We start from the raw sequence: 17911 nt of genomic DNA on the forward strand, positions 1-17911 counted from the left end.
GAAGGACCTTGGGCTCGGTGGCCAGACGGGCCGGTCCGGTCTGCGGATGATGCACGTCGATCCACCGCTTCGAGACGTCGACGCCGATGCACTCTTCTGTCATGATCTTCTCCTGTCCCTGTCGGTGCGGGGTCTGGTCACGCAGCCCCAAGCAACTGTTCAGGTTGACGATCCAAAGGCGGACGGCTCCCGCGCCGGCTCGCGGGCTCCAAGCCCTGGGACCTCACGGGATGCCGTCCGCCACCAGCACATTGACATGATTTCGTTAGACAGGGACCTCGCGCCGCACGGTCGTCGCCTGACGGATCGGGGGCCCCGGGTCAGGCCCGGGGCGGGTGAATCCTTGGGGTCCGCCAGACGTCGTCCCTCCCCGACATGGAACACCCGCCGGCACGTCGCGATTGGTTTCCCAAACCGGGAGACCCTCTCCATGACCGACGCCACCGCCCCTGCCGCCCGCCCCCGCGACGACGCGAAGCCGAAGGCCCGCCTCTACCGCATGGTCATGCCGGGCCATGTCTGTCCGTGGGGCCTCAAATCCCGCGGGCTGCTGCAGCGCCGGGGCTACGAGGTGGAGGACCACCTCCTCACCTCCCGCGCCGAGACCGACGCCTTCATGGAGCGGCACGGGGTCGAGACGACGCCGCAGACCTGGATCGGCGACGAGCGGGTCGGCGGCTACAGCGAACTGGCCGAGCGCCTGGACCACCGCGAGGCCGCCCTCGGCGGCGCCTACCAGCCGGTGCTCGCCATCTTCGCGGTCGCCGCGCTGCTCGCGCTCGCGATGGTCTGGGGCTACCCCGAGGCGCTGGAGCGGCCGGCCGGCTGGCTCGGCCTCTTCATCGCGTTCGGGATGACCCTCCTCGGCATCCAGAAATTGCAGGACGTCGAGAGCTTCCAGACGATGTTCGTGGGCTACGACCTGCTGTCCATGCGCGACCCGCGCTATGCCTACGTCTATCCGTTCCTGGAGACCCTCGCCGGTGTCCTGATGGTCGGCCACCTCGCGCCCTGGCTGTCGGCGCCCATCGCGCTCGTCATCGGCATCGAGGGCGCGGTCTCGGTCGCCAAGGCGGTCTGGATCGACAAGCGCGAGCTGAAATGCGCCTGCGTCGGCGGCGACAGCGAGGTGCCGCTCGGCTTCGTCAGCTTCACCGAGAGCGCGATGATGGCGGTGATGGGCCTGTGGACGCTGATCTGGCTGGCGGGCTGAGGCTTGTTGCGTCAGGCGCGCAATTCTTCCAGCGAAGGATACCAGTCGGGCCGCCGGCCCCGGGGGGTGATGTCGAGGAAGGCCCAGAGCGGGTCGAACTCCACCGCGCCGCGCGGGTCCTGCCCCGGATCGGCCTCGCCGCCCTCGGCGGACCAGAACAGGCGCAGGACCCCGTCCCTGCGCGTGAACACGTTCAGCGCAGGCATGTCCGCGTCGCGGTCGCCCACCCAGTCGGCGGTGTAGTCGCCGGAGCCATCGGAGACGACGGGCAGGTCCGGCATTCCGAAGTCCCGCTTCGCCGCCACCAGCCGCTCGATCGGAGAGCGGGCGACGAAGACGATGGCGGCATTCTTCCGGACCGATCTCACCCGGCCGGCGCTCGCCGTCATCAGCGAGGTGCACATCGGGCACGGCGCCTTTCGCTGCGGGCCGAACATGTAGCTGTAGACGATCAGCGTGTCGTGCGGGCCGAAGAGGCCGGACAGCCGCACCTCCCCCGCCTCGCCGGTGAAGGTGTAATCCCGCACCTGCGGCCCCTCGGGCAGCGCACGGCGGGCCTCCGCCACCTCCTCGTTCATCCGGCGCTGGGCGTATTCCATCGCCAGCAGCGCCTGCCGTGCGGCGCGGTAGGCGTCCGATTCGCCGGGCACGCGGCGGGGGTTCCGGGCGGCCATGGCCTCCACGGGTTCGAGCGAAGCATCCTTGGGCATCGGGGTCTCCTGCGGCAGATATGCATTGATATCAATATTAATGCAGCGGGTCCACGACCAGCGTGCGCCTGCGCGGCCCTTCGCCGATGGGGCGAGCGCGGCGACTGGATTGATCACGTTCCTCCTCTGGGGGAAGGTCCTTCCGGCAGCAACCCGGAGGCCCCCATGCCGATCGCCCGCACCCTCGCCGCCGTCCTCGCCGTCCTCGCCGCGCCCGCCGCGGCGCAGGATGCCGCAGGCGCGTTCGCCGACGCCTTCGCCTATCACCTGCCGGGCGGTGCCGACGGTGTGCCGTCGCCCTTGCCGTCGATGGAGATGATCGCGGCGCTCGGGGGCAACTGGGTGGAGGGCCAGCTGTTGTTCACGTCGGGCACCGTCGATCCCGACCTCCGCGACAGCGCCTGCAACCGGGCCGCCTACGCCTTCGTCCCCGACGGGCCGTTCGCCTTCACCGCGACGCGGCTGCAGTCGGGGGAGGCGACGGACTGGACCTACACCTACACGCTGATGTCCGGGCGGACCTTCGTCCGGTCGGTCGACGCCGAAGGGATGCTGTCCGTGCTGTTCCCGCAGGGCCTCGACACGATCCGGCCCGAGATGATCGTGAGCACGCTGAACGCTGCCGGGGCCCGCGCGCACGTCCTGCTGTTCCAGCCGCACCCCGACGTGCTGGTGGTCGAGGGCGTCGGCGGACCCGCGCAGATCTTCCTGCGCTGCCCCTAGGCGACCAGCTGCTCGGCCTTGCGCAGGTCGACCGACACCAGCTGAGAGACGCCCTGCTCGCCCATGGTCACGCCGAACAGGCGGTCCATCCGGGCCATCGTCACCGCGTGGTGGGTGATGATGAGGAAGCGCGTCTCGGTCCGGCGACACATCTCGTCCAGCATGTCGCAGAACCGCGTGACGTTCGCGTCGTCGAGCGGCGCGTCGACCTCGTCGAGGACGCAGATCGGCGCCGGGTTGGCGATGAACACGGCGAAGATCAGCGCCAGCGCGGTCAGCGTCTGCTCGCCGCCGGACAGCAGCGACAGCGTCGACAGCTTCTTGCCCGGCGGCTGGCACATGATCTCCAGCCCCGCCTCCAGAGGGTCGTCGGACTCCACCAGTTCCAGCCGCGCCTCGCCGCCGCCGAAGAGGTGGGTGAAGAGCATCGAGAAGTTCTCGTTCACCTGCTCGAAGGCGGTCAGCAGGCGCTCGCGGCCTTCGCGGTTGAGCGAGGCTATGCCGCTGCGGAGGGTGCGGATCGCCTCTTCGAGGTCGGCCTTCTCGCGGACCAGCGTGTCGTGCTCGGTCTCGACCTCGCGGGCGTCCTCCTCGGCGCGCAGGTTCACGGCGCCGAGGGCGTCGCGCTGGCGGCGGAGGGCGGCGACCTCGCTCTCCATCGCCTCCACGCCCGGCAGGTCGATCGGGTCGGCGTCCAGCCGCGCGAGCAGGTCGGCCGGCGTCGTCTCCTGCTCTTCCTCGATGCGGGCGGCGGCGGCGGTCACCGTCTCCTGCGCGGCCTCGGCCTTCGCCTCGGCGCGGGCGCGGGCCTCGCGGGCCTCGGAGGCGGCGCGCTCGGCGTCGCGCTCGTACAGAGCGGCGTCACGGGCGGCGGTCTCGGCGAGGGCGAGGGCGTCGGCGGATTTGGCGCGGCGGGCCGTCGCCTCGGCGGACTTGGCGTCCAGATCGGCGCGGCGCCGGTCCACGTCCGCCGGCACCTGTCGCGCTTCGGCCAGCTGCGCCGCGGCCTCGTCCCGGCGCTCGGCCAGTTCGGCGGTGCGTTTCGAGGCGGTCTCCAGCCGGTGCTTCCAGCCCGACACCTCCTTCGCGACTTCCTGCGCCCGGCGGGTCCGCGCCTCGCCCTCGCGGCGCAGCTCGCTTTCAGCGGAGCGGCGGGACATCATGGTGATCCGCGCCGCCTCGACCGTGGTCTTGAGGTCCTCGACCCCGCTGCGGGCGGCGGCGAGATCGCCGAGGCCCTTCGCCCCCGCCTCGGCCTCGGCCAGCGCCTTGCGTGCGGCCATCGCCTCCTCCTCGTAGCGGCGCAGCGCCAGCGCCCCGTTCTCGCGCTTGCCGCGGGCGAGGTCGCGGTCGGCCTCGGCGCGGTTGAGGCGGCGGTTCGCCTCGGCAACCAGGCGGTCGGCGTCGCGGCGGGCGGTGCGGGCCTTGGCGTCCGCCTCGGTCAGCTCGGCGAGGCGCCGGCCCAGCGCCTCGTGCGCCTGGCGGGCGCCGGCGGCCTGCGCCTCGGTGTGCTCCAGATCGTTGCGGAGTTCGGAGAGGCGGTTCAGCTGCTGCAGGCGCAGCGCCGCCGCCGAGGGCGCGTCCGCCGCGCCGACGCGGAAGCCGTCCCAGCGCCAGAGGTCGCCCTCGCGGCTGACGAGGCGCTGGCCGGGACGCAGCGCCGCCTGCAGGCGGGGGCCGTCGGCGGCGTCGATCAGGCCCACCTGCCCCATCCGCCGGGCGAGCACGCCAGGGACCGAGACCCAGTTCGTCAGCGCATCGACGCCCTGCGGCAGCGGCTGCGGCGCCTCGTACCCCGGCAGTTCCACCCAGCCCGACGCCGCGTCCGCGCCGACCGCCGGCGCCCGCAGGTCGTCGGCCAGCGCGGCACCCAATGCCTTCTCGTAGCCCGGCGCGACGGATAGGCGGTCCATCACCTGCGTGCCGTCGCCGGCGTCGCGGTCCACCAGCCGCGCCAGCGCCTGCGCCTCGGCCCGCAGGGCCGACGCCTCGCCCTCGGCCTCGGACCGGCGGGCGCGGGCGTCCGACTCGCGCGACTGCGTCTCGGACCGGGCCTTCTCGGCCCCTAGAAGCGCCTCGTCGGCGCGCTTCGCCATCGCGACGGCGGCCGTTTCTTCCTCCGCTGCCGCCGCCAGCTCGGCCTCGGCCCGCTCGGCCGCGGCGGTGGCGTCCGTCAGCTGCGCCTTCGCCCGCGCCGCCTCGGCGTTCGTCTTGTCGAGCGTCCGGCGGCTGTCCTCCAGCAGGCGCTGCGCCGACTGGTGGCGCGCGGCGAGGCGGGCCATGTCCTCGGTCGCGCGCCCGAGGTCGCCCTCGCGCTCCGACAGGACCTCGCCCGCCTCGCGCGCCGCCTCCACCGCGGCGGCGAGCCGTCCGTCGTGGCCCTCGCCCGCCTTCGCGAGTTCCTTCGCCTCCCATTCCAGCTTGGCGATGGTCTCGCCGGCGTCGCGATTCAGCGCCTCCTCGCGCTCGATGTCGCGGCCGAGCTGGGCGATCCGGCCGGTGAGCGTCTCGATCGCCTGCGCGGCGCGGGCCGCCTCGTCGTCGAGGGCGCCGCGCTGGACCTCCAGCCGCTGCAGGACGGCCGCGGCGATCGCTTCCTCCTCGCGCAGCGGCGGCAGCGCGGCTTCGGCGTCGGCGCGCGCCTTCGCAGCCGCGCGCGCCCCGGCCTCGCCCTGCGCCGCGGCCACGGTCCGCGCCTTCAGTTCGGCCGCCGCGGCGGCCAGCGCCTCGTCCGCCTCCTTCCAGCGGCGATACAGCAGCAGCCCCTCGGCCCAGCGCAGCTTTGCCCCGATCTCGCGGTAGCGCGCCGCCGCCCGGGCCTGCCGCGCCAGCGACTGCAGCTGCCCGGCCAGCTGCTCCACCACGTCGTCCACCCGAGCGAGGTTCTGCTCCGCCCCGCGCAGCTTCAGCTCCGCCTCGTGCCGGCGGGCGTACAGGCCGGAGATGCCCGCCGCCTCCTCCAGGATGCGCCGCCGCGCGGTGGGGCGGGAATTGATGAGTTCGGAGATCTGCCCCTGCCGCACCAGCGCCGGCGAATGCGCGCCGGTGGAGGCGTCGGCGAACAGCATCTGCACGTCGCGCGCCCGCACGTCCCTGGCCCCGACCTTGTAGGCCGATCCCGCGTCGCGGGTGATCCGGCGCACGATCTCCAGCGCGTCGGTGTCGTTGAAGCCTGCCGGAGCGAGGCGCTCGGAGTTGTCGATGGAGAGGGACACCTCGGCGAAGTTCCGCGCAGGCCGGGTCGAGGCGCCGGCGAAGATCACGTCCTCCATCCCGCCGCCGCGCATCGCGGTGGGTCGGTTCTCGCCCATCACCCAGCGCAAGGCTTCGAGGAGGTTCGACTTGCCGCAGCCGTTGGGGCCGACGACGCCGGTCAGGCCGTCGTGGATGATGAGGTCCGTCGGATCGACGAAGCTCTTGAAGCCGTTCAGCCGCAGCCGCGTGAAGCGCATTGGGAATGCCTCTGCCCGATTCCCCTGTTTGGAGGCGAGTGTGCGGACGGGGCCCCTGCAAGTCAACGAAACCGGCCACCAGATGCGGCGGATCGGCGGACCTTATCCACAACATATCGGCTGCGCGCATGGACGGGCCGCCACGTTCCCTCTACGTTCGGCATGCAGCCGAAGGAGAACCGTCATGCCCGATCCCGCCCCGACCGACCGCTACGACATCGAGGCGGGTTACGTCCTGTCGGTCGAGGTGCCGGCGGAGGACGCGGCCTCGCTCCGCGAGGCGCTGACGCGGGCCATCGGACTGGCGTATGGCGACTACGACGGCGTCGCCTTCGAGAGCGCGGCGGGGACGCAGTACTACCGCTCGCTCGGGACCGGGCGGAACGCGCCGACGGAGGCGGTCGTCGCGGTGCCCTGCGTGAACCTGCGGGTTTTCGTCCCGGCGGACGCGGTCGAGGCGGCGATGCGCGCCGTCTATGCCGACCATCCCTACGAGGAGGTCGTCGCCCTCCTGACGCCGTCGTTCCGCGGCCTCCACCGCCGCGGCCTCGACGAGGACAACCCGCGCCGCTTCTGGAACCGCCCCGCGGCGGACTGGGTCGCGCCGGAACTGCGCTGAGCCGCGTCCACCCCCGATCACGTCGCTTTCCGCCTTGACCCCTCCGGCCGCCGGGGCGCACTGTCGGACATGCAAAGGTTCCCCGTCCGGGCCCGCCACGGGCCCGGGGATGAAACGGGAATGCGGTGCGGGCCGACCCTGACGGGGGCCCAAGGCCGCAGCCGCCCCCGCGACTGTAAGCGGCGAGCGGCCTGCCAACGGCCACTGGGGAGCGCCCCGGGAAGGCGGCAGGTGCGCAGCGACCCGCGAGCCAGGAGACCGGCCTTTAGCGACATGCAACCTGCCGCCGGGGATGGCGGCCACGGGAGACCACACATGCATATCGAACACGGCATCGTCACGGGCGCCAAGCTGGTGCTGGGCACCGTCACCGCCGTCGGCAGCGCCGCCGTCGCGGGCAAGCTGGCCTGGGACGCGCTGCGCGAGAGCGGCGTCGCCTCGGTCGCCGCGCGCGCGGCGATGGCCACCGCCGCCACCTTCACCTTCTTCCAGCTGCTGCCGCACTACCCGGTCGGCGTCAGCGAGGTGCACTTCATCCTCGGCTCGACGCTGTTCCTGATCCTCGGCGCCGCGCCGGCCGCGATCGGCCTCGCGATGGGCTTGCTGCTGCAGGGCCTGTTCTTCGCGCCGTTCGACCTGCCGCAGTACGGGATGAACGTCACGACGCTGCTGGTGCCGCTGTTCGCCGTCGCCGCCCTCGCCCGCCGGGTGATCGCTCCGGGCACGGCCTACGTGGACCTGACCTACGCGCAGGCGCTGAAGCTCTCGACCGCGTTCCAGGGCGGCGTGGTCGCCTGGGTCGCCTTCTGGGCGATCTACGGCCAGGGGGTCGCGGGCCTGTCGTCCGTCGTCACGTTCGGCGCGGCCTACATGCTGGTCGTCCTGATCGAGCCGCTCGTCGACCTCGCGGTCCTCGGCGCCGCCAAGGGCGCCCGCGGCCTCGCCCGGTCGGGCCTCGTCACGCCGCGGCTGTTCGCCGCCGCCTGATCCACCTGCCTTCCGACCTTTCCGGCCCCCGCATCCCGCGGGGGCCGTCCCCTATTCCAGGTAGAGACATGCCCGCCAAGATCCCCGCCACCATCGTCACCGGCTTTCTCGGCGCCGGGAAGACGACGCTGATCCGCCACCTCTTGGAGAACGCGAACGGCCGCCGCATCGCCCTCATCATCAACGAGTTCGGCGACCTCGGCGTCGACGGCGAGATCCTGCGCGGCTGCGGCGTCGAGAGCTGCCGCGACGAGGACATCATGGAGCTGTCGAACGGCTGCATCTGCTGCACCGTGGCCGAGGACTTCATCCCTACGATGGAGAAGCTGCTGGAGCGCGAGGACGCGCCCGACCACATCGTGATCGAGACCTCTGGCCTCGCCCTGCCGCAACCGCTGGTCCGCGCCTTCAACTGGCCGGGCATCGCGACCCGGGTCACGGTGGACGGCGTGGTGACGGTGGTCGACGGCAAGGCGGTCGACGAGGGGCGCTTCGCCCACGACGAGGGCGCGGTGGACGCGCAGCGGGCGCTGGACGACAACCTCGACCACGAGACGCCGCTGTCGGAGCTGTTCGAGGACCAGATCGCCTGCGCCGACATGATCGTGGTGAACAAGGCCGATCTCCTCGGCGAGGACGGCGCGGCGGCCCTGACCGCGCGGCTCAAGGGCGAGGCGCGGCCGGGCGTTCAGGTGCTGAAGGCGGTGAAGGGCGCGCTGCCGGCGGACGTGCTACTCGGCCAGGCGAAGGCCGCCGAAGGGGATACCGAGGCGCGGGCCGAGGTGCACCATCACCACCACGACGACGCGGACGATCCCGAGCACGAGCACGGCCACGACGAGTTCGAGACCTTCGTCGTCACCCTGCCCGAGATCGCCGACCCCGCTGCCTTCGCCGACAAGGTCGCGCAGATCGTCCGCGCCCACGACATCCTGCGGCTGAAGGGCTTCGCCGCCGTCGCGGGCAAGCCGCTGCGGCTGACGCTGCAGGCGGTGGGGCCGCGGATCGAGACCTACTACGACCGGCCCTTCGGCGCCGAGACACGGCAGACCCGGCTGGTGGTCATCGGCGAGGCCGGCCTAGACCGGGGCGCCATCGAGGCGGCGCTGGCGGCGTGAACGGGATCGAGGTCGCCCCCGCCTCGCCCCGGGAGCCGGGGGCGAGCCGGCTGCTCATGGAGAGCCAGGCGCTGATGCGGCGGCTGTTCGAGGTGAACCACTTCCTGTCGCTGGACCAGCTGGAGGGGCCGGACATCCGCTTCTTCACCGCCCGCGACGGCACAGCCGTCCTCGGCACCGCGGCGCTGGCGCTGAAGGACGGCTACGGCGAGGTGAAGTCGATGTTCGTGGACGAGGCCGCCCGCGGGCGGGGCGTTGCCGCCGCGCTGCTAGCGCGGATCGAGGCGGAAGCGGAGGCGGCGCGGCTGCCCTGGCTGCGGCTGGAGACGGGTGACCTGCTTGAGGCGGCGCAGCGCGCCTACGCGCGGGCCGGCTTCGTGGTCTGCGGGCCGTTCGGCGACTACGTCGTGAACGGCTCGTCGGTCTTCATGGAAAAGAGGCTGGCGTGAGCCGCGGGCCGGTCATCCGGCGGAGCGCCGGCGGCGCATGTCCTGGCGTTTGGGGGGCTGCCCGCCCCCGTCCGGCTGCGCCGGACTCCCCCGGGGATATTTACCGCTCGATGAGAGGGGGAAGGGGCGGCGCGTTACTCGTCCACCTTCTCCGGGCCGGTGCCGGTATGGCCCGTCGACCGCTCGCCCGGGTGCTTCTCCTTGGGGTCGTGGTCCGGGCTGTCGATGTCCTCGGGGCCGCGCAGCGGCTTGCCCTTCTCCTCGTCGGTCGCGGTGTCGTCTTCCGGCCGGGAGGGGCGGTCGAGGTCGCGGCTGTCGTCGATCTTGTTGTTCATGGGTGGAGAACGCCGGCCGCCGCCCCGGCGTTCCGGGGGGCCTGATGCATCTTCTCGCCGCGACGCCCGGGCAGATCGCCGACGGGACCGAGCCTGTCGATCTCGGTCAGACGCCGGCGGACGTGGTGCTGGTCTCTGCCGCCGATACCGAGCTGGCGCTGCTTGCGGAGGCGCGGGCGGCTTTGGCCCGAAGCGAGTCGGGGGCGCCGTCGCTGCGGCTCGCCAATCTGGGACATCTGGCGCATCCGATGTCGGTGGACCTGCATCTCGAGCGTTGCGCGACGCGGTCGCGGCTGGTGATCGTCCGCCTTCTCGGCGGGCTCGGATACTGGCGCTACGGGGCGGAGCAGTTCGCGGCCCGGCTGCGCGAGGCGAAGGTGCCGCTGGCGCTGCTGCCGGGGGACGACCGGGAGGATCCGGAGCTGCGGTCGCTCTCCACCGTCGCGGACGCGGATTACGACGCCCTGTGGGCCTACCTCGTGGAGGGGGGCGCGGGAAACGCGGCGAACTTCCTTCGCCACGCGCGGGCGATGTTGGACGGGACCGAGGCGCCGGCCGCGGCGGCGCCGCTGCTGAAGGCGGGGGCCTACTGGCCGGGCCAGGGGCCGACGGACCTCGCCACGCTGCGCCGGCACTGGCCGGAGGGGGCGCCGGTGGTGCCGGTGGTATTCTACCGGGCGCTGGTGCAGGGGGCGGGGCTGGGGCCCGTGAACCGGCTGGTCAAGGCGCTGCTGCGCGAGGGGCTGGCGCCGCTGCCGGTCTTCGTCGCTTCGCTGAAGGACCCGGTCAGCGCGGCGACGCTGGCGGAGCTGTTCGGCCGGGCGCCGCCGGAGGTGATCCTGAACGCGACCGCCTTCGCCACCGGCACCCCGCACGAGGGCGAGGACGGGGCGGCGAACCCGCTGGCCGGAACGGGCGCGAACGGGGCGCCGGTGCTGCAGGTCGTGTTCTCGGGCGGCGCCGAGGAGGCGTGGCGGGAGGGCAAGGCCGGGCTGTCAGGGCGCGACATCGCGATGAACGTCGCGCTGCCGGAGGTGGACGGGCGCATCCTCTCCCGCGCGGTCAGCTTCAAGGGCGAGGCGTATTTCGATGAGGCCACCGAGTCCGCCATCGCGACCTATCGGCCGGTCGGTGACCGGATCGACTTCGTGGCGCAGCTGGCGGCCGGCTGGGCCCGGCTGCGGCGGGCCGCGCCGGCGGATCGGAAGGTGGCGCTGGTGCTGGCCAACTATCCCAACCGGGACGGGCGACTCGCCAACGGCGTCGGCCTCGACACGCCGGCCGCGACGGTGCACGTCCTGCGGCTGCTGCGCGAGGCGGGCTATCGGACCGGCGAGGCGCCGGAGGACGCCGCCGCGCTGATGGAGCGGCTGCTCGCGGGGCCGACGAACTGGCTGACCGACCGGGTGGAGCGGCAGGGCGGCGCGGACCTGCCGTTGGCGGAGTACCACAGGTTCTACGGCGCCCTGCCGTGGGAGGTGCGGCAGGCGATGGAGGAGCGCTGGGGCCCGCCGGAGGCCGACCCCTTCTTCGAGCAAGGCGAAGTCGATTGCGGGCGCTTCAAGCTCGCCATCCACCGGTTCGGCAACGTCGCCGTCGCGTTGCAGCCGGCGCGCGGCTACAACGTCGATCCCACCGACAGCTACCACTCCCCCGACCTCGTCCCGCCGCACAACTACCTCGCCACCTACGCCTGGCTGCGGCAGGAGATGGGGGCGCATGCGATCGTCCACATGGGCAAGCACGGCAACCTGGAATGGCTGCCGGGCAAGGCGCTGGCGCTGTCGGCGGCGTGCTGGCCGGAGATCGCGCTGGGGCCGATGCCGCACGTCTACCCGTTCATCGTGAACGACCCCGGCGAGGGGAGCCAGGCCAAGCGGCGGGCGCAGGCGGTGATCGTGGACCACCTGACGCCGCCGCTCACCCGGGCCGAGAGCTACGGGCCGCTGCGCGACCTCGAGGCGCTGGTGGACGAGTACTACGAGGCGGCGGGGGTCGATGCGCGGCGGGCGGACAGGCTGCGGCGGGACATCCTGGGGCTGACCGAGACGACGGGGATCGGCCGCGATGCAGGGCTGTCGGGCGAGGCGGAGGGGGATCTGGCGAAGCTCGACGCGTGGCTGTGCGAGTTGAAGGAGGCGCAGATCCGCGACGGGCTGCACGTGTTCGGGCAGTCGCCGGAGGGCGGGTTGGCGCGGGATCTGCTGGTGGCGCTGGCGCGGGTGCCGCGGGGGGACGGCAAGGGGGCGAACGCCTCGCTGATCCGGGCGCTGGCGGCTGACCTGGGGCTGGGGTTCGATCCGCTGGACTGCGAGTTGTCGGCGCCGGCGGCGGAGCGGCCCGAGGCGCTGGCGGGGCTGTCGGGGGACGCGTGGCGGAGCCTCGGCGACACGGTGGAGCGGCTGGAACTTCTGGCGCAGCGGCTGGTGGCGGAGTCGATGTCCGGATCGGACATCGGATCGGAAGCTGCGCAGCTTCCGAAGGCGAACTCTGCGCAGAATTCGCAGGCAGAATCCGCGCGAATTCTGCCTCCCGGGCCGGCGTCGCGCGACGTCCTGGGTTGGATCGCCCGCGACCTCGCCCCTACCCTCGCCGCCTGCGGGCCGGCGGAAGGCGCCGGACTGCTCACCGCGCTGGACGGCCGCGCCATCCCGCCCGGCCCCTCCGGCGCGCCGACGCGGGGGCGGCCGGACGTGCTGCCCACGGGGCGCAACTTCTATTCCGTGGACAGCCGCGCCGTGCCCACGCCCACCGCCTGGGCGCTGGGACGCAAGTCGGCGGAGCTGCTGGTCGAGGCGCATCTCCAGCGCGAGGGCGACTGGCCGCGCAGCCTGTTCGTCACCGCCTGGGGCACCGCCAACATGCGCACCGGCGGCGACGACATCGCGCAGGCGCTGGCGCTGATGGGCGTTCGGCCGACCTGGGACAACGCGAATCGGCGGGTGACGGGGTTCGAGATATTGCCGCTCGGCATCCTCGGGCGGCCGCGGGTGGACGTGACGCTGCGCGTCTCGGGATTCTTCCGCGACGCCTTTCCGCAGATCATCGCCCTCGTCGACAGCGCGGCCCGCGCGGTGCAGGCGTTGGACGAGCCGGCGGACGAGAACCCCGCCGCCGCCCGCGCCCGGGCCGGCGAGGGGCAGGCGCGGGTCTACGGCAGCAAGCCCGGCGCCTACGGGGCCGGCCTGCAGGCGCTGATCGACGAGCGGCTGTGGGGCGAGACGGAGGATTTCGGCCGCGCCTACCTTGAATGGGGCGGCTACGCCTATGGCGCAGGACAGGAGGGCGCAGCCGACCGGGCGGGGCTGGAGCAGCGGCTGGGACAGGCCGAGGGCATCGTCCAGAACCAGGACAACCGCGAGCACGACCTGCTGGACAGCGACGACTACTACCAGTTCGAGGGCGGCGCGGCCGCGGCGGTGAAACTGCTCCAGGGCCGGTCGCGCCCGGTCTGGCACAACGACCATTCCCGGCCGGAACGCCCCGTCGTCCGCCCGCTGGAGGACGAGCTCGCCCGCGTGGTGCGCAGCCGCGTGGTGAATCCCAAGTGGATCGCGGGGGTGAAGCGGCACGGCTACAAGGGCGCGTTCGAGATCGCGGCGACGGTGGATTATCTCTTCGCCTTCGCCGCGACGACGGGCGCGGTGGCGAACCACCATTTCGACCTGGTCGAGGAGGCGTTCCTCGCCGACGACTCGACCCGGGACTTCATCGCGGAGGCGAACGCGCCGGCACTGGTGGACATCGCACAGAGGCTTCAGGAAGCGATCGACCGCGGCCTTTGGGTGCCGCGGTCGAACTCCGCGCGTGCGCGGATCGAGGGTCTTCTGTCGGCTCAGCCCACGGCGAATGCCGCGACGCCGATGTAGCAGACGAGAAGACCGAGCGTGAAGTACTGCATCACCCGTCTCCAGAGTTCACGGCCGCATCACGCGGCGTTGATCGCACAGCGCTCAGGCGCCGGGTCTGGTTCCCTCGCGGCATCGCGCTCGTGGCATCCGTGACCGAGGCACCGCGGCCACGCCGCCTGCGCCCGGGGGACCCGGCGCTGGCCGAGGCGCTGGCGCTGGTGCGGGCGGCCTTCGCCTACATGGACGGGGTGGTCGACCCGCCCTCGTCGATCCACCGCCTGTTGGACGAAGCGATGGAGGCGGCCGCGACGGACGGCGAGGTCTGGGCGGCCGGAGACCCGGTGGCGGCCTGCGTGACGCTGACGCCGCAGCAGGACGCCCTCAACCTCGGCAAGCTCGCCGTCGCCGAAGCCGCGCGCGGCCGCGGGCTCGCCCGGCTGCTGGTGACCCATGCCGAGGCACGCGCCCGCGCGCTCGCCCTGCCCCGCCTTCGGCTGCAGAGCCGGACCGAGCTCGTCGCCAACCACGCCACCTTCGCCGCGCTCGGATTCGTCCGGGTGGGCGCGACCGCGCACCCGGGCTACGCTTCGCCCACCAGCCTCACCTTCGAGAAGGAGCTGCCATGACCGAGGACTACGAGCGCCACGCCGCGAAGATGGCCAAGAAGAAGGCCGCCCGCGACAAGATCATGGCCACCAAGACCGACGAGAAGGGGTTGGTGATCGTCCACACCGGAAAGGGCAAGGGCAAGTCCACCGCCGCCTTCGGCATGATCTTCCGCTGCATCGCCCACGGCATGCCCTGCGCGGTCGTGCAGTTCATCAAGGGCGGCATGTCGACGGGCGAGCGCGACCTGATCCAGGAGCGCTTCTCCGACCTCTGCCAGTTCCACGCGATGGGCGAGGGCTTCACCTGGGAGACGCAGGACCGCGCCCGCGACATCGAGATGGCGCAGGCCGCCTGGGAGAAGGCGAAGGAGCTGATCCGCGATCCCGGCAACCGCATGGTCCTGCTGGACGAGATCAACATCGCGCTGCGGTACGAGTATCTCGCCATCGAAGAGGTGCTGGCGTTCCTGGCCGAGGAAAAGCCGCCGATGACCCACGTCGTCCTGACGGGACGCAACGCCCATCCCGACCTGATCGAGGCGGCCGACCTCGTCACCGAGATGGAGCTGGTGAAGCACCCGTTCCGCTCGGGCATCAAGGCGCAGATCGGGGTGGAGTTCTGAATCCCTTGCGCGTCCTGTCGCGGCCGCTGCTGCGCGGGGCGATGTGGGGCTTTCGCCTCTGCCGCCGCTCGGTCTGGTTCTTCACACGGCCCGAGACCCGCGGCGCCCACGTGATCGCGCGCACGCCCGAGGGCGAGGTGGTGCTGGTGCGGCTGACCTACGCCAAAGGCTGGCGCCTGCCGGGCGGCGGCATCGACGCCGGCGAGACGGCCGAGGCGGCGGCGCTGCGCGAACTGCGCGAGGAGATCGGCCTGACCGGCCACGGCGCGGTGACGCATCTGGGCGAGATCCACCACCGGCCGGACTTCCGCCGCGGGATCGCCCAGGTCTTCGAGGTGCGGGACGTGCGCTACGCGCCGCCCCGCGTCTCGCTGGAGATCGAGGAGGTCCGCGCCTTCCCGCCGGACGCACTGCCGCCCGACATGCCGGACATCACGACGCGCCAGCTCGCGATGGCGGGACTGTCGCCGCCGGGCTGACGGGTCAGCCCCGCGCCGCGCCCGCCGCCCGTGCCTCGCTCAGCGTCTGGCCGGTCGACAGCGCCTCGGGATCGAGGCGCAGCTCGATGACCGCCGGCAGCCCGGAGGCGCGCGCCGCCTCGAACGCCTCGGCGAAACCCGCGTCCGCCTCCACCGTCGCGCCGAAGCCGCCATAGGCGCGGGCGAGCGCGGCGAAGTCCGGATTGGCGAGGTCGGTGCCGGAGACGCGGGACGGATAGGTCCGCTCCTGATGCATCCGGATCGTGCCGTAGCGGCCGTTGTTGGCGACCACGACGACCGGCGTCGCGCCGTGCTGCACCGCCGTCGACATCTCGTTCAGCGTCATCTGGAAGCAACCGTCCCCGGCGAGGCAGACGACGGTGCGGCCCGGATGCTCCAGCGACGCCGCGACGGCGGCGGGAAACCCGTAGCCCATGGAACCGGAGGTCGGCGCCAGCTGGGTACCGAAGCGCTTGTAGGTGAAGTAGCGGTGCAGCCACGCAGCGTAGTTGCCGGCGCCGTTGGTCAGGATCGCGTCCTCGGGCAGGGTGTCGGAAAGCCAGCGGATCACACGTTCCAGCTTCACCGCGCCGGGGCTCTCGCGCGGGTCTTCCCACGCCTCCTGTTCGGCGCGGGCCGCCGTGGTCCAGCGCGTCCAGTCGCGGCCCGCCGGCTCGTGCTGGGCGAGGGCGCGGATGAAGTCGGGACCGGTCGCCGTCACCGCGACGTCGGCGCGCCAGACGCGACCGGGCTCTCCCGGGTCGGCGTGGACGTGCAGGACCTTCTGCGCGTGTCCGGCCGGGTCGAGGAGCGTGTAGCCGCGGCTCTCGATGTCGCCGAACCGGGTGCCGACGAGCATCAGCCGGTCGGCCTGCCGGATCCGCTCGGCCAGCTTCGGGTTCATCCCCACCGACAGGTCGCCGACCCAGTTCGGGTGACGGTTGTCGAGGTAGTCCTGCCGGCGGAAGGCGGTCGCGACCGGCACGTTCTGCGCCTCGGCAAAGGCGGCGAGGTCGTCCGCGGCCTCGGCGGTCCAGCCCGGCCCGCCGACGACGACCAACGGCCGCGCCGCCTGCGCCAGCCAGCCGATCGCATCCTCGGCGACGCCGAGATAGGTGGGACGGATGTCGCTGGGGGATTGGGTCAGGTCCGGCACCTCGGCGCGCGCCGACAGGACGTCCTCCGGCAGCGCAAGGACCACCGGACCCGGACGCCCCGACGTCGCCTCGCGCCAGGCGCGGCCGATGTATTCCGGCAGGCGGGCGGTGTCGTCCACCTCGGCCACCCGCTTGGCCAGCGGGGCGAACATGGCGCGGAAGTCCACCTCCTGGAACGCCTCGCGATCGCGGTGGCCCCGGTCGATCTGACCGACGAAGAGGATCATCGGCGTGGAATCCTGCCGCGCCACGTGCACGCCCGCGGCGGCGTTGGTCGCGCCCGGGCCGCGGGTGACGAAGGCGATGCCGGGCCGCCCCGTCAGCTTGCCCGTCGCCTCGGCCATCATCGCCGCGCCGCCCTCGTGCCGGCAGACGACGTTGTCGATGCCGCTGTCGACGAGGCCGTCGAGCACCGCGAGAAAGCTCTCGCCCGGAACCGAGAAGACGCGCGTCGTTCCCAGCCGCGCCAGCTGGTCCACCAGGATCTGTCCGCCGTGCCGCATGCCGCGCCTCCCCGAATTGCCGCTTGCGACAATGCCCGGCGCACCGCCGGGCGCAACCCGGACCTGCTCCCGCGGCTGTGCCGGGTGGCGGCCGGGCGCCGCTGGAGGATCACGTCGACGGGCCGGCCCGCCCCCGCGGGGTGAGACGGCGCGGCGCCCTCTTCCCTCTCATCGAGCCATAAATATCCCGGGGTCCGGGGCAGCGCCCCGGGTCTCTCCGCCCCGGCAGCGGCCGAAGCAGCTTGACTCCCCCCGCCCGTCGTCTAGAAGGCGCGCTTCGTTGGTGTTGGTGGCCCCCGCGAGGGGATGCCTGTCGGGGACGAGGCCGCGTGGCCGACTGCCCAGAGGACAACGCCCTTCCGCCCCGCACGGGGCATGCATGAAGGAGATCAGACGGTGACCAAACGCACCTCTGCCAAGTACAAGATCGACCGCCGCATGGGCGAGAACATCTGGGGCCGCCCGAAGTCCCCGGTGAACCGCCGCGAGTACGGCCCCGGCCAGCACGGCCAGCGCCGCAAGGGCAAGATGTCCGACTTCGGCACCCAGCTGCGCGCCAAGCAGAAGCTGAAGGGCTATTACGGCGACCTGACCGAGAAGCAGTTCCGCCGCATCTATGCCGAGGCGGAGCGCGTGAAGGGCGACACCGGCGAGAACCTCATCGGCCTGCTGGAGCGCCGGCTCGACGCCGTCGTCTACCGCGCCAAGTTCGTGCCCACCGTCTGGGCCGCGCGCCAGTTCGTGAACCACGGCCACGTCGAGGTGAACGGCCGCCGGGTCAACATTCCCTCCTACCGCGTCAAGGAAGGCGACGTGATCTCGGTCCGCGACAAGTCGCGCCAGCTCGCCATCGTGCTGGAAGCCGTCGGCCTGGCCGAGCGGGACGTGCCCGACTACATCGAGGCCGACCATTCCAAGATGACCGCCACCTTCACCCGCGCGCCGCAGCTGGCCGACGTGCCCTACCCCGTGGTGATGGAGCCGAACCTCGTCGTCGAATTCTACGCCAAGAACTGATCCGGCCCCACCGGCCGGCATGCGAAGGGCCGCCCCTCGGGGCGGCCCTTCCTCGTTCCGGGCTACG

General features: G+C 72.6%; 15 protein-coding genes and 1 riboswitch. Of the genes, 11 read left to right on the forward strand and 4 right to left on the reverse strand.

The features are described from left to right. Positions 1-430: 430 nt before the first annotated feature. Entirely contained in the window at positions 431-1213 is a 783-nt protein-coding gene (locus tag A37W_RS0108665; protein WP_018302636.1) for a MauE/DoxX family redox-associated membrane protein, read from the forward strand. An 11-nt stretch (positions 1214-1224) separates the two neighbouring features. Here A37W_RS0108665 and A37W_RS0108670 read toward each other — a convergent pair whose 3' ends face one another. Further along, on the reverse strand, positions 1225-1923 hold the full coding sequence (locus A37W_RS0108670) for a DUF899 family protein (RefSeq protein WP_018302637.1): 699 nt from the start codon (positions 1921-1923) through the stop codon (positions 1225-1227). A 165-nt stretch (positions 1924-2088) separates the two neighbouring features. On the opposite strand from A37W_RS0108670, the gene A37W_RS0108675 reads away from it, so the two are divergent. Then, positions 2089-2646, forward strand: coding sequence for a hypothetical protein (locus tag A37W_RS0108675; protein WP_018302638.1), 558 nt, complete (start codon positions 2089-2091; stop codon positions 2644-2646). Here the strand turns inward: A37W_RS0108675 and smc are convergent. Beyond that, entirely contained in the window at positions 2643-6098 is a 3456-nt protein-coding gene (smc, locus tag A37W_RS0108680) for a chromosome segregation protein SMC (protein WP_018302639.1), read from the reverse strand. The two genes, A37W_RS0108675 and smc, sit on opposite strands and share 4 nt — an antisense overlap. A gap of 184 nt (positions 6099-6282) precedes the next feature. On the opposite strand from smc, the gene A37W_RS0108685 reads away from it, so the two are divergent. From A37W_RS0108685 to A37W_RS0108700, 4 genes are all read left to right on the forward strand, one after another. Continuing rightward, positions 6283-6717, forward strand: coding sequence for a YqfO family protein (locus A37W_RS0108685; protein ID WP_018302640.1), 435 nt, complete (start codon positions 6283-6285; stop codon positions 6715-6717). Between the two features lie 58 nt (positions 6718-6775). Beyond that, positions 6776-6997: riboswitch (cobalamin riboswitch) on the forward strand. A gap of 35 nt (positions 6998-7032) precedes the next feature. Next, positions 7033-7704, forward strand: coding sequence for an energy-coupling factor ABC transporter permease (locus A37W_RS0108690; RefSeq protein ID WP_018302641.1), 672 nt, complete (start codon positions 7033-7035; stop codon positions 7702-7704). 68 nt (positions 7705-7772) lie between these two features. Further along, entirely contained in the window at positions 7773-8822 is a 1050-nt protein-coding gene (gene cobW, locus A37W_RS0108695; RefSeq protein ID WP_018302642.1) for a cobalamin biosynthesis protein CobW, read from the forward strand. Next, entirely contained in the window at positions 8819-9271 is a 453-nt protein-coding gene (locus A37W_RS0108700; RefSeq protein WP_018302643.1) for a GNAT family N-acetyltransferase, read from the forward strand. Before cobW ends, A37W_RS0108700 begins: the two co-directional genes overlap by 4 nt. 134 nt (positions 9272-9405) lie before the next feature. Here the strand turns inward: A37W_RS0108700 and A37W_RS0108705 are convergent, their stop codons facing one another. Next, positions 9406-9606, reverse strand: coding sequence for a hypothetical protein (locus tag A37W_RS0108705; RefSeq protein ID WP_018302644.1), 201 nt, complete (start codon positions 9604-9606; stop codon positions 9406-9408). A 44-nt stretch (positions 9607-9650) separates the two neighbouring features. On the opposite strand from A37W_RS0108705, the gene cobN reads away from it, so the two are divergent. The 4 genes from cobN to A37W_RS0108725 all read left to right on the forward strand — a co-directional run bounded on the left by cobN (position 9651) and on the right by A37W_RS0108725 (position 15167). Continuing rightward, complete coding sequence (cobN, locus tag A37W_RS21360) at positions 9651-13475, forward strand: cobaltochelatase subunit CobN (RefSeq protein ID WP_040753756.1); 3825 nt, start codon at positions 9651-9653, stop codon at positions 13473-13475. 122 nt (positions 13476-13597) lie between these two features. Then, positions 13598-14083, forward strand: coding sequence for a GNAT family N-acetyltransferase (locus A37W_RS0108715; RefSeq protein WP_018302646.1), 486 nt, complete (start codon positions 13598-13600; stop codon positions 14081-14083). Beyond that, positions 14080-14688, forward strand: a complete 609-nt coding sequence (gene cobO, locus A37W_RS0108720) for a cob(I)yrinic acid a,c-diamide adenosyltransferase (protein WP_018302647.1) — start codon at positions 14080-14082, stop codon at positions 14686-14688. The genes A37W_RS0108715 and cobO overlap by 4 nt, the downstream gene beginning before the upstream one ends. Before the next feature lie 5 nt (positions 14689-14693). Then, positions 14694-15167 carry an NUDIX domain-containing protein gene (locus A37W_RS0108725; protein ID WP_018302648.1) on the forward strand — a complete coding sequence of 158 codons (474 nt, stop codon included), beginning with the start codon at positions 14694-14696 and terminating at the stop codon, positions 15165-15167. Positions 15168-15171: 4 nt separating this feature from the next. Here A37W_RS0108725 and A37W_RS0108730 read toward each other — a convergent pair whose 3' ends face one another. Then, positions 15172-16827: a thiamine pyrophosphate-binding protein gene (locus tag A37W_RS0108730; RefSeq protein ID WP_018302649.1), complete on the reverse strand. Its 1656-nt coding sequence runs from the start codon at positions 16825-16827 to the stop codon at positions 15172-15174. A 396-nt stretch (positions 16828-17223) separates the two neighbouring features. Here A37W_RS0108730 and rpsD point away from each other — a divergent pair, with 396 nt between their 5' ends. Continuing rightward, a complete protein-coding gene (rpsD, locus tag A37W_RS0108735; protein ID WP_026198384.1) occupies positions 17224-17844 on the forward strand; it encodes a 30S ribosomal protein S4 in 621 nt (206 codons plus the stop codon). The last annotated feature ends 67 nt before the right edge of the window (positions 17845-17911 follow it).

It is taken from the genome of Wenxinia marina DSM 24838, from assembly GCF_000379485.1.
In the GTDB taxonomy this organism is placed as follows: Bacteria; Pseudomonadota; Alphaproteobacteria; order Rhodobacterales; family Rhodobacteraceae; genus Wenxinia; species Wenxinia marina.

Excerpts from the sequence above, each read along its gene's own strand:
- A37W_RS0108685 (WP_018302640.1), top strand. The coding sequence starts at position 6,283 with ATGCCCGATCCCGCCCCGACCGACCGCTACGACATCGAGGCGGGTTAC.
- A37W_RS0108690 (WP_018302641.1), top strand. The coding sequence starts at position 7,033 with ATGCATATCGAACACGGCATCGTCACGGGCGCCAAGCTGGTGCTGGGC.
- smc (WP_018302639.1), bottom strand. The coding sequence starts at position 6,098 with ATGCGCTTCACGCGGCTGCGGCTGAACGGCTTCAAGAGCTTCGTCGAT.
- A37W_RS0108670 (WP_018302637.1), bottom strand. The coding sequence starts at position 1,923 with ATGCCCAAGGATGCTTCGCTCGAACCCGTGGAGGCCATGGCCGCCCGG.
- A37W_RS0108730 (WP_018302649.1), bottom strand. The coding sequence starts at position 16,827 with ATGCGGCACGGCGGACAGATCCTGGTGGACCAGCTGGCGCGGCTGGGA.
- cobW (WP_018302642.1), top strand. The coding sequence starts at position 7,773 with ATGCCCGCCAAGATCCCCGCCACCATCGTCACCGGCTTTCTCGGCGCC.
- A37W_RS0108675 (WP_018302638.1), top strand. The coding sequence starts at position 2,089 with ATGCCGATCGCCCGCACCCTCGCCGCCGTCCTCGCCGTCCTCGCCGCG.
- cobN (WP_040753756.1), top strand. The coding sequence starts at position 9,651 with ATGCATCTTCTCGCCGCGACGCCCGGGCAGATCGCCGACGGGACCGAG.
- cobO (WP_018302647.1), top strand. The coding sequence starts at position 14,080 with ATGACCGAGGACTACGAGCGCCACGCCGCGAAGATGGCCAAGAAGAAG.
- A37W_RS0108705 (WP_018302644.1), bottom strand. The coding sequence starts at position 9,606 with ATGAACAACAAGATCGACGACAGCCGCGACCTCGACCGCCCCTCCCGG.
- A37W_RS0108665 (WP_018302636.1), top strand. The coding sequence starts at position 431 with ATGACCGACGCCACCGCCCCTGCCGCCCGCCCCCGCGACGACGCGAAG.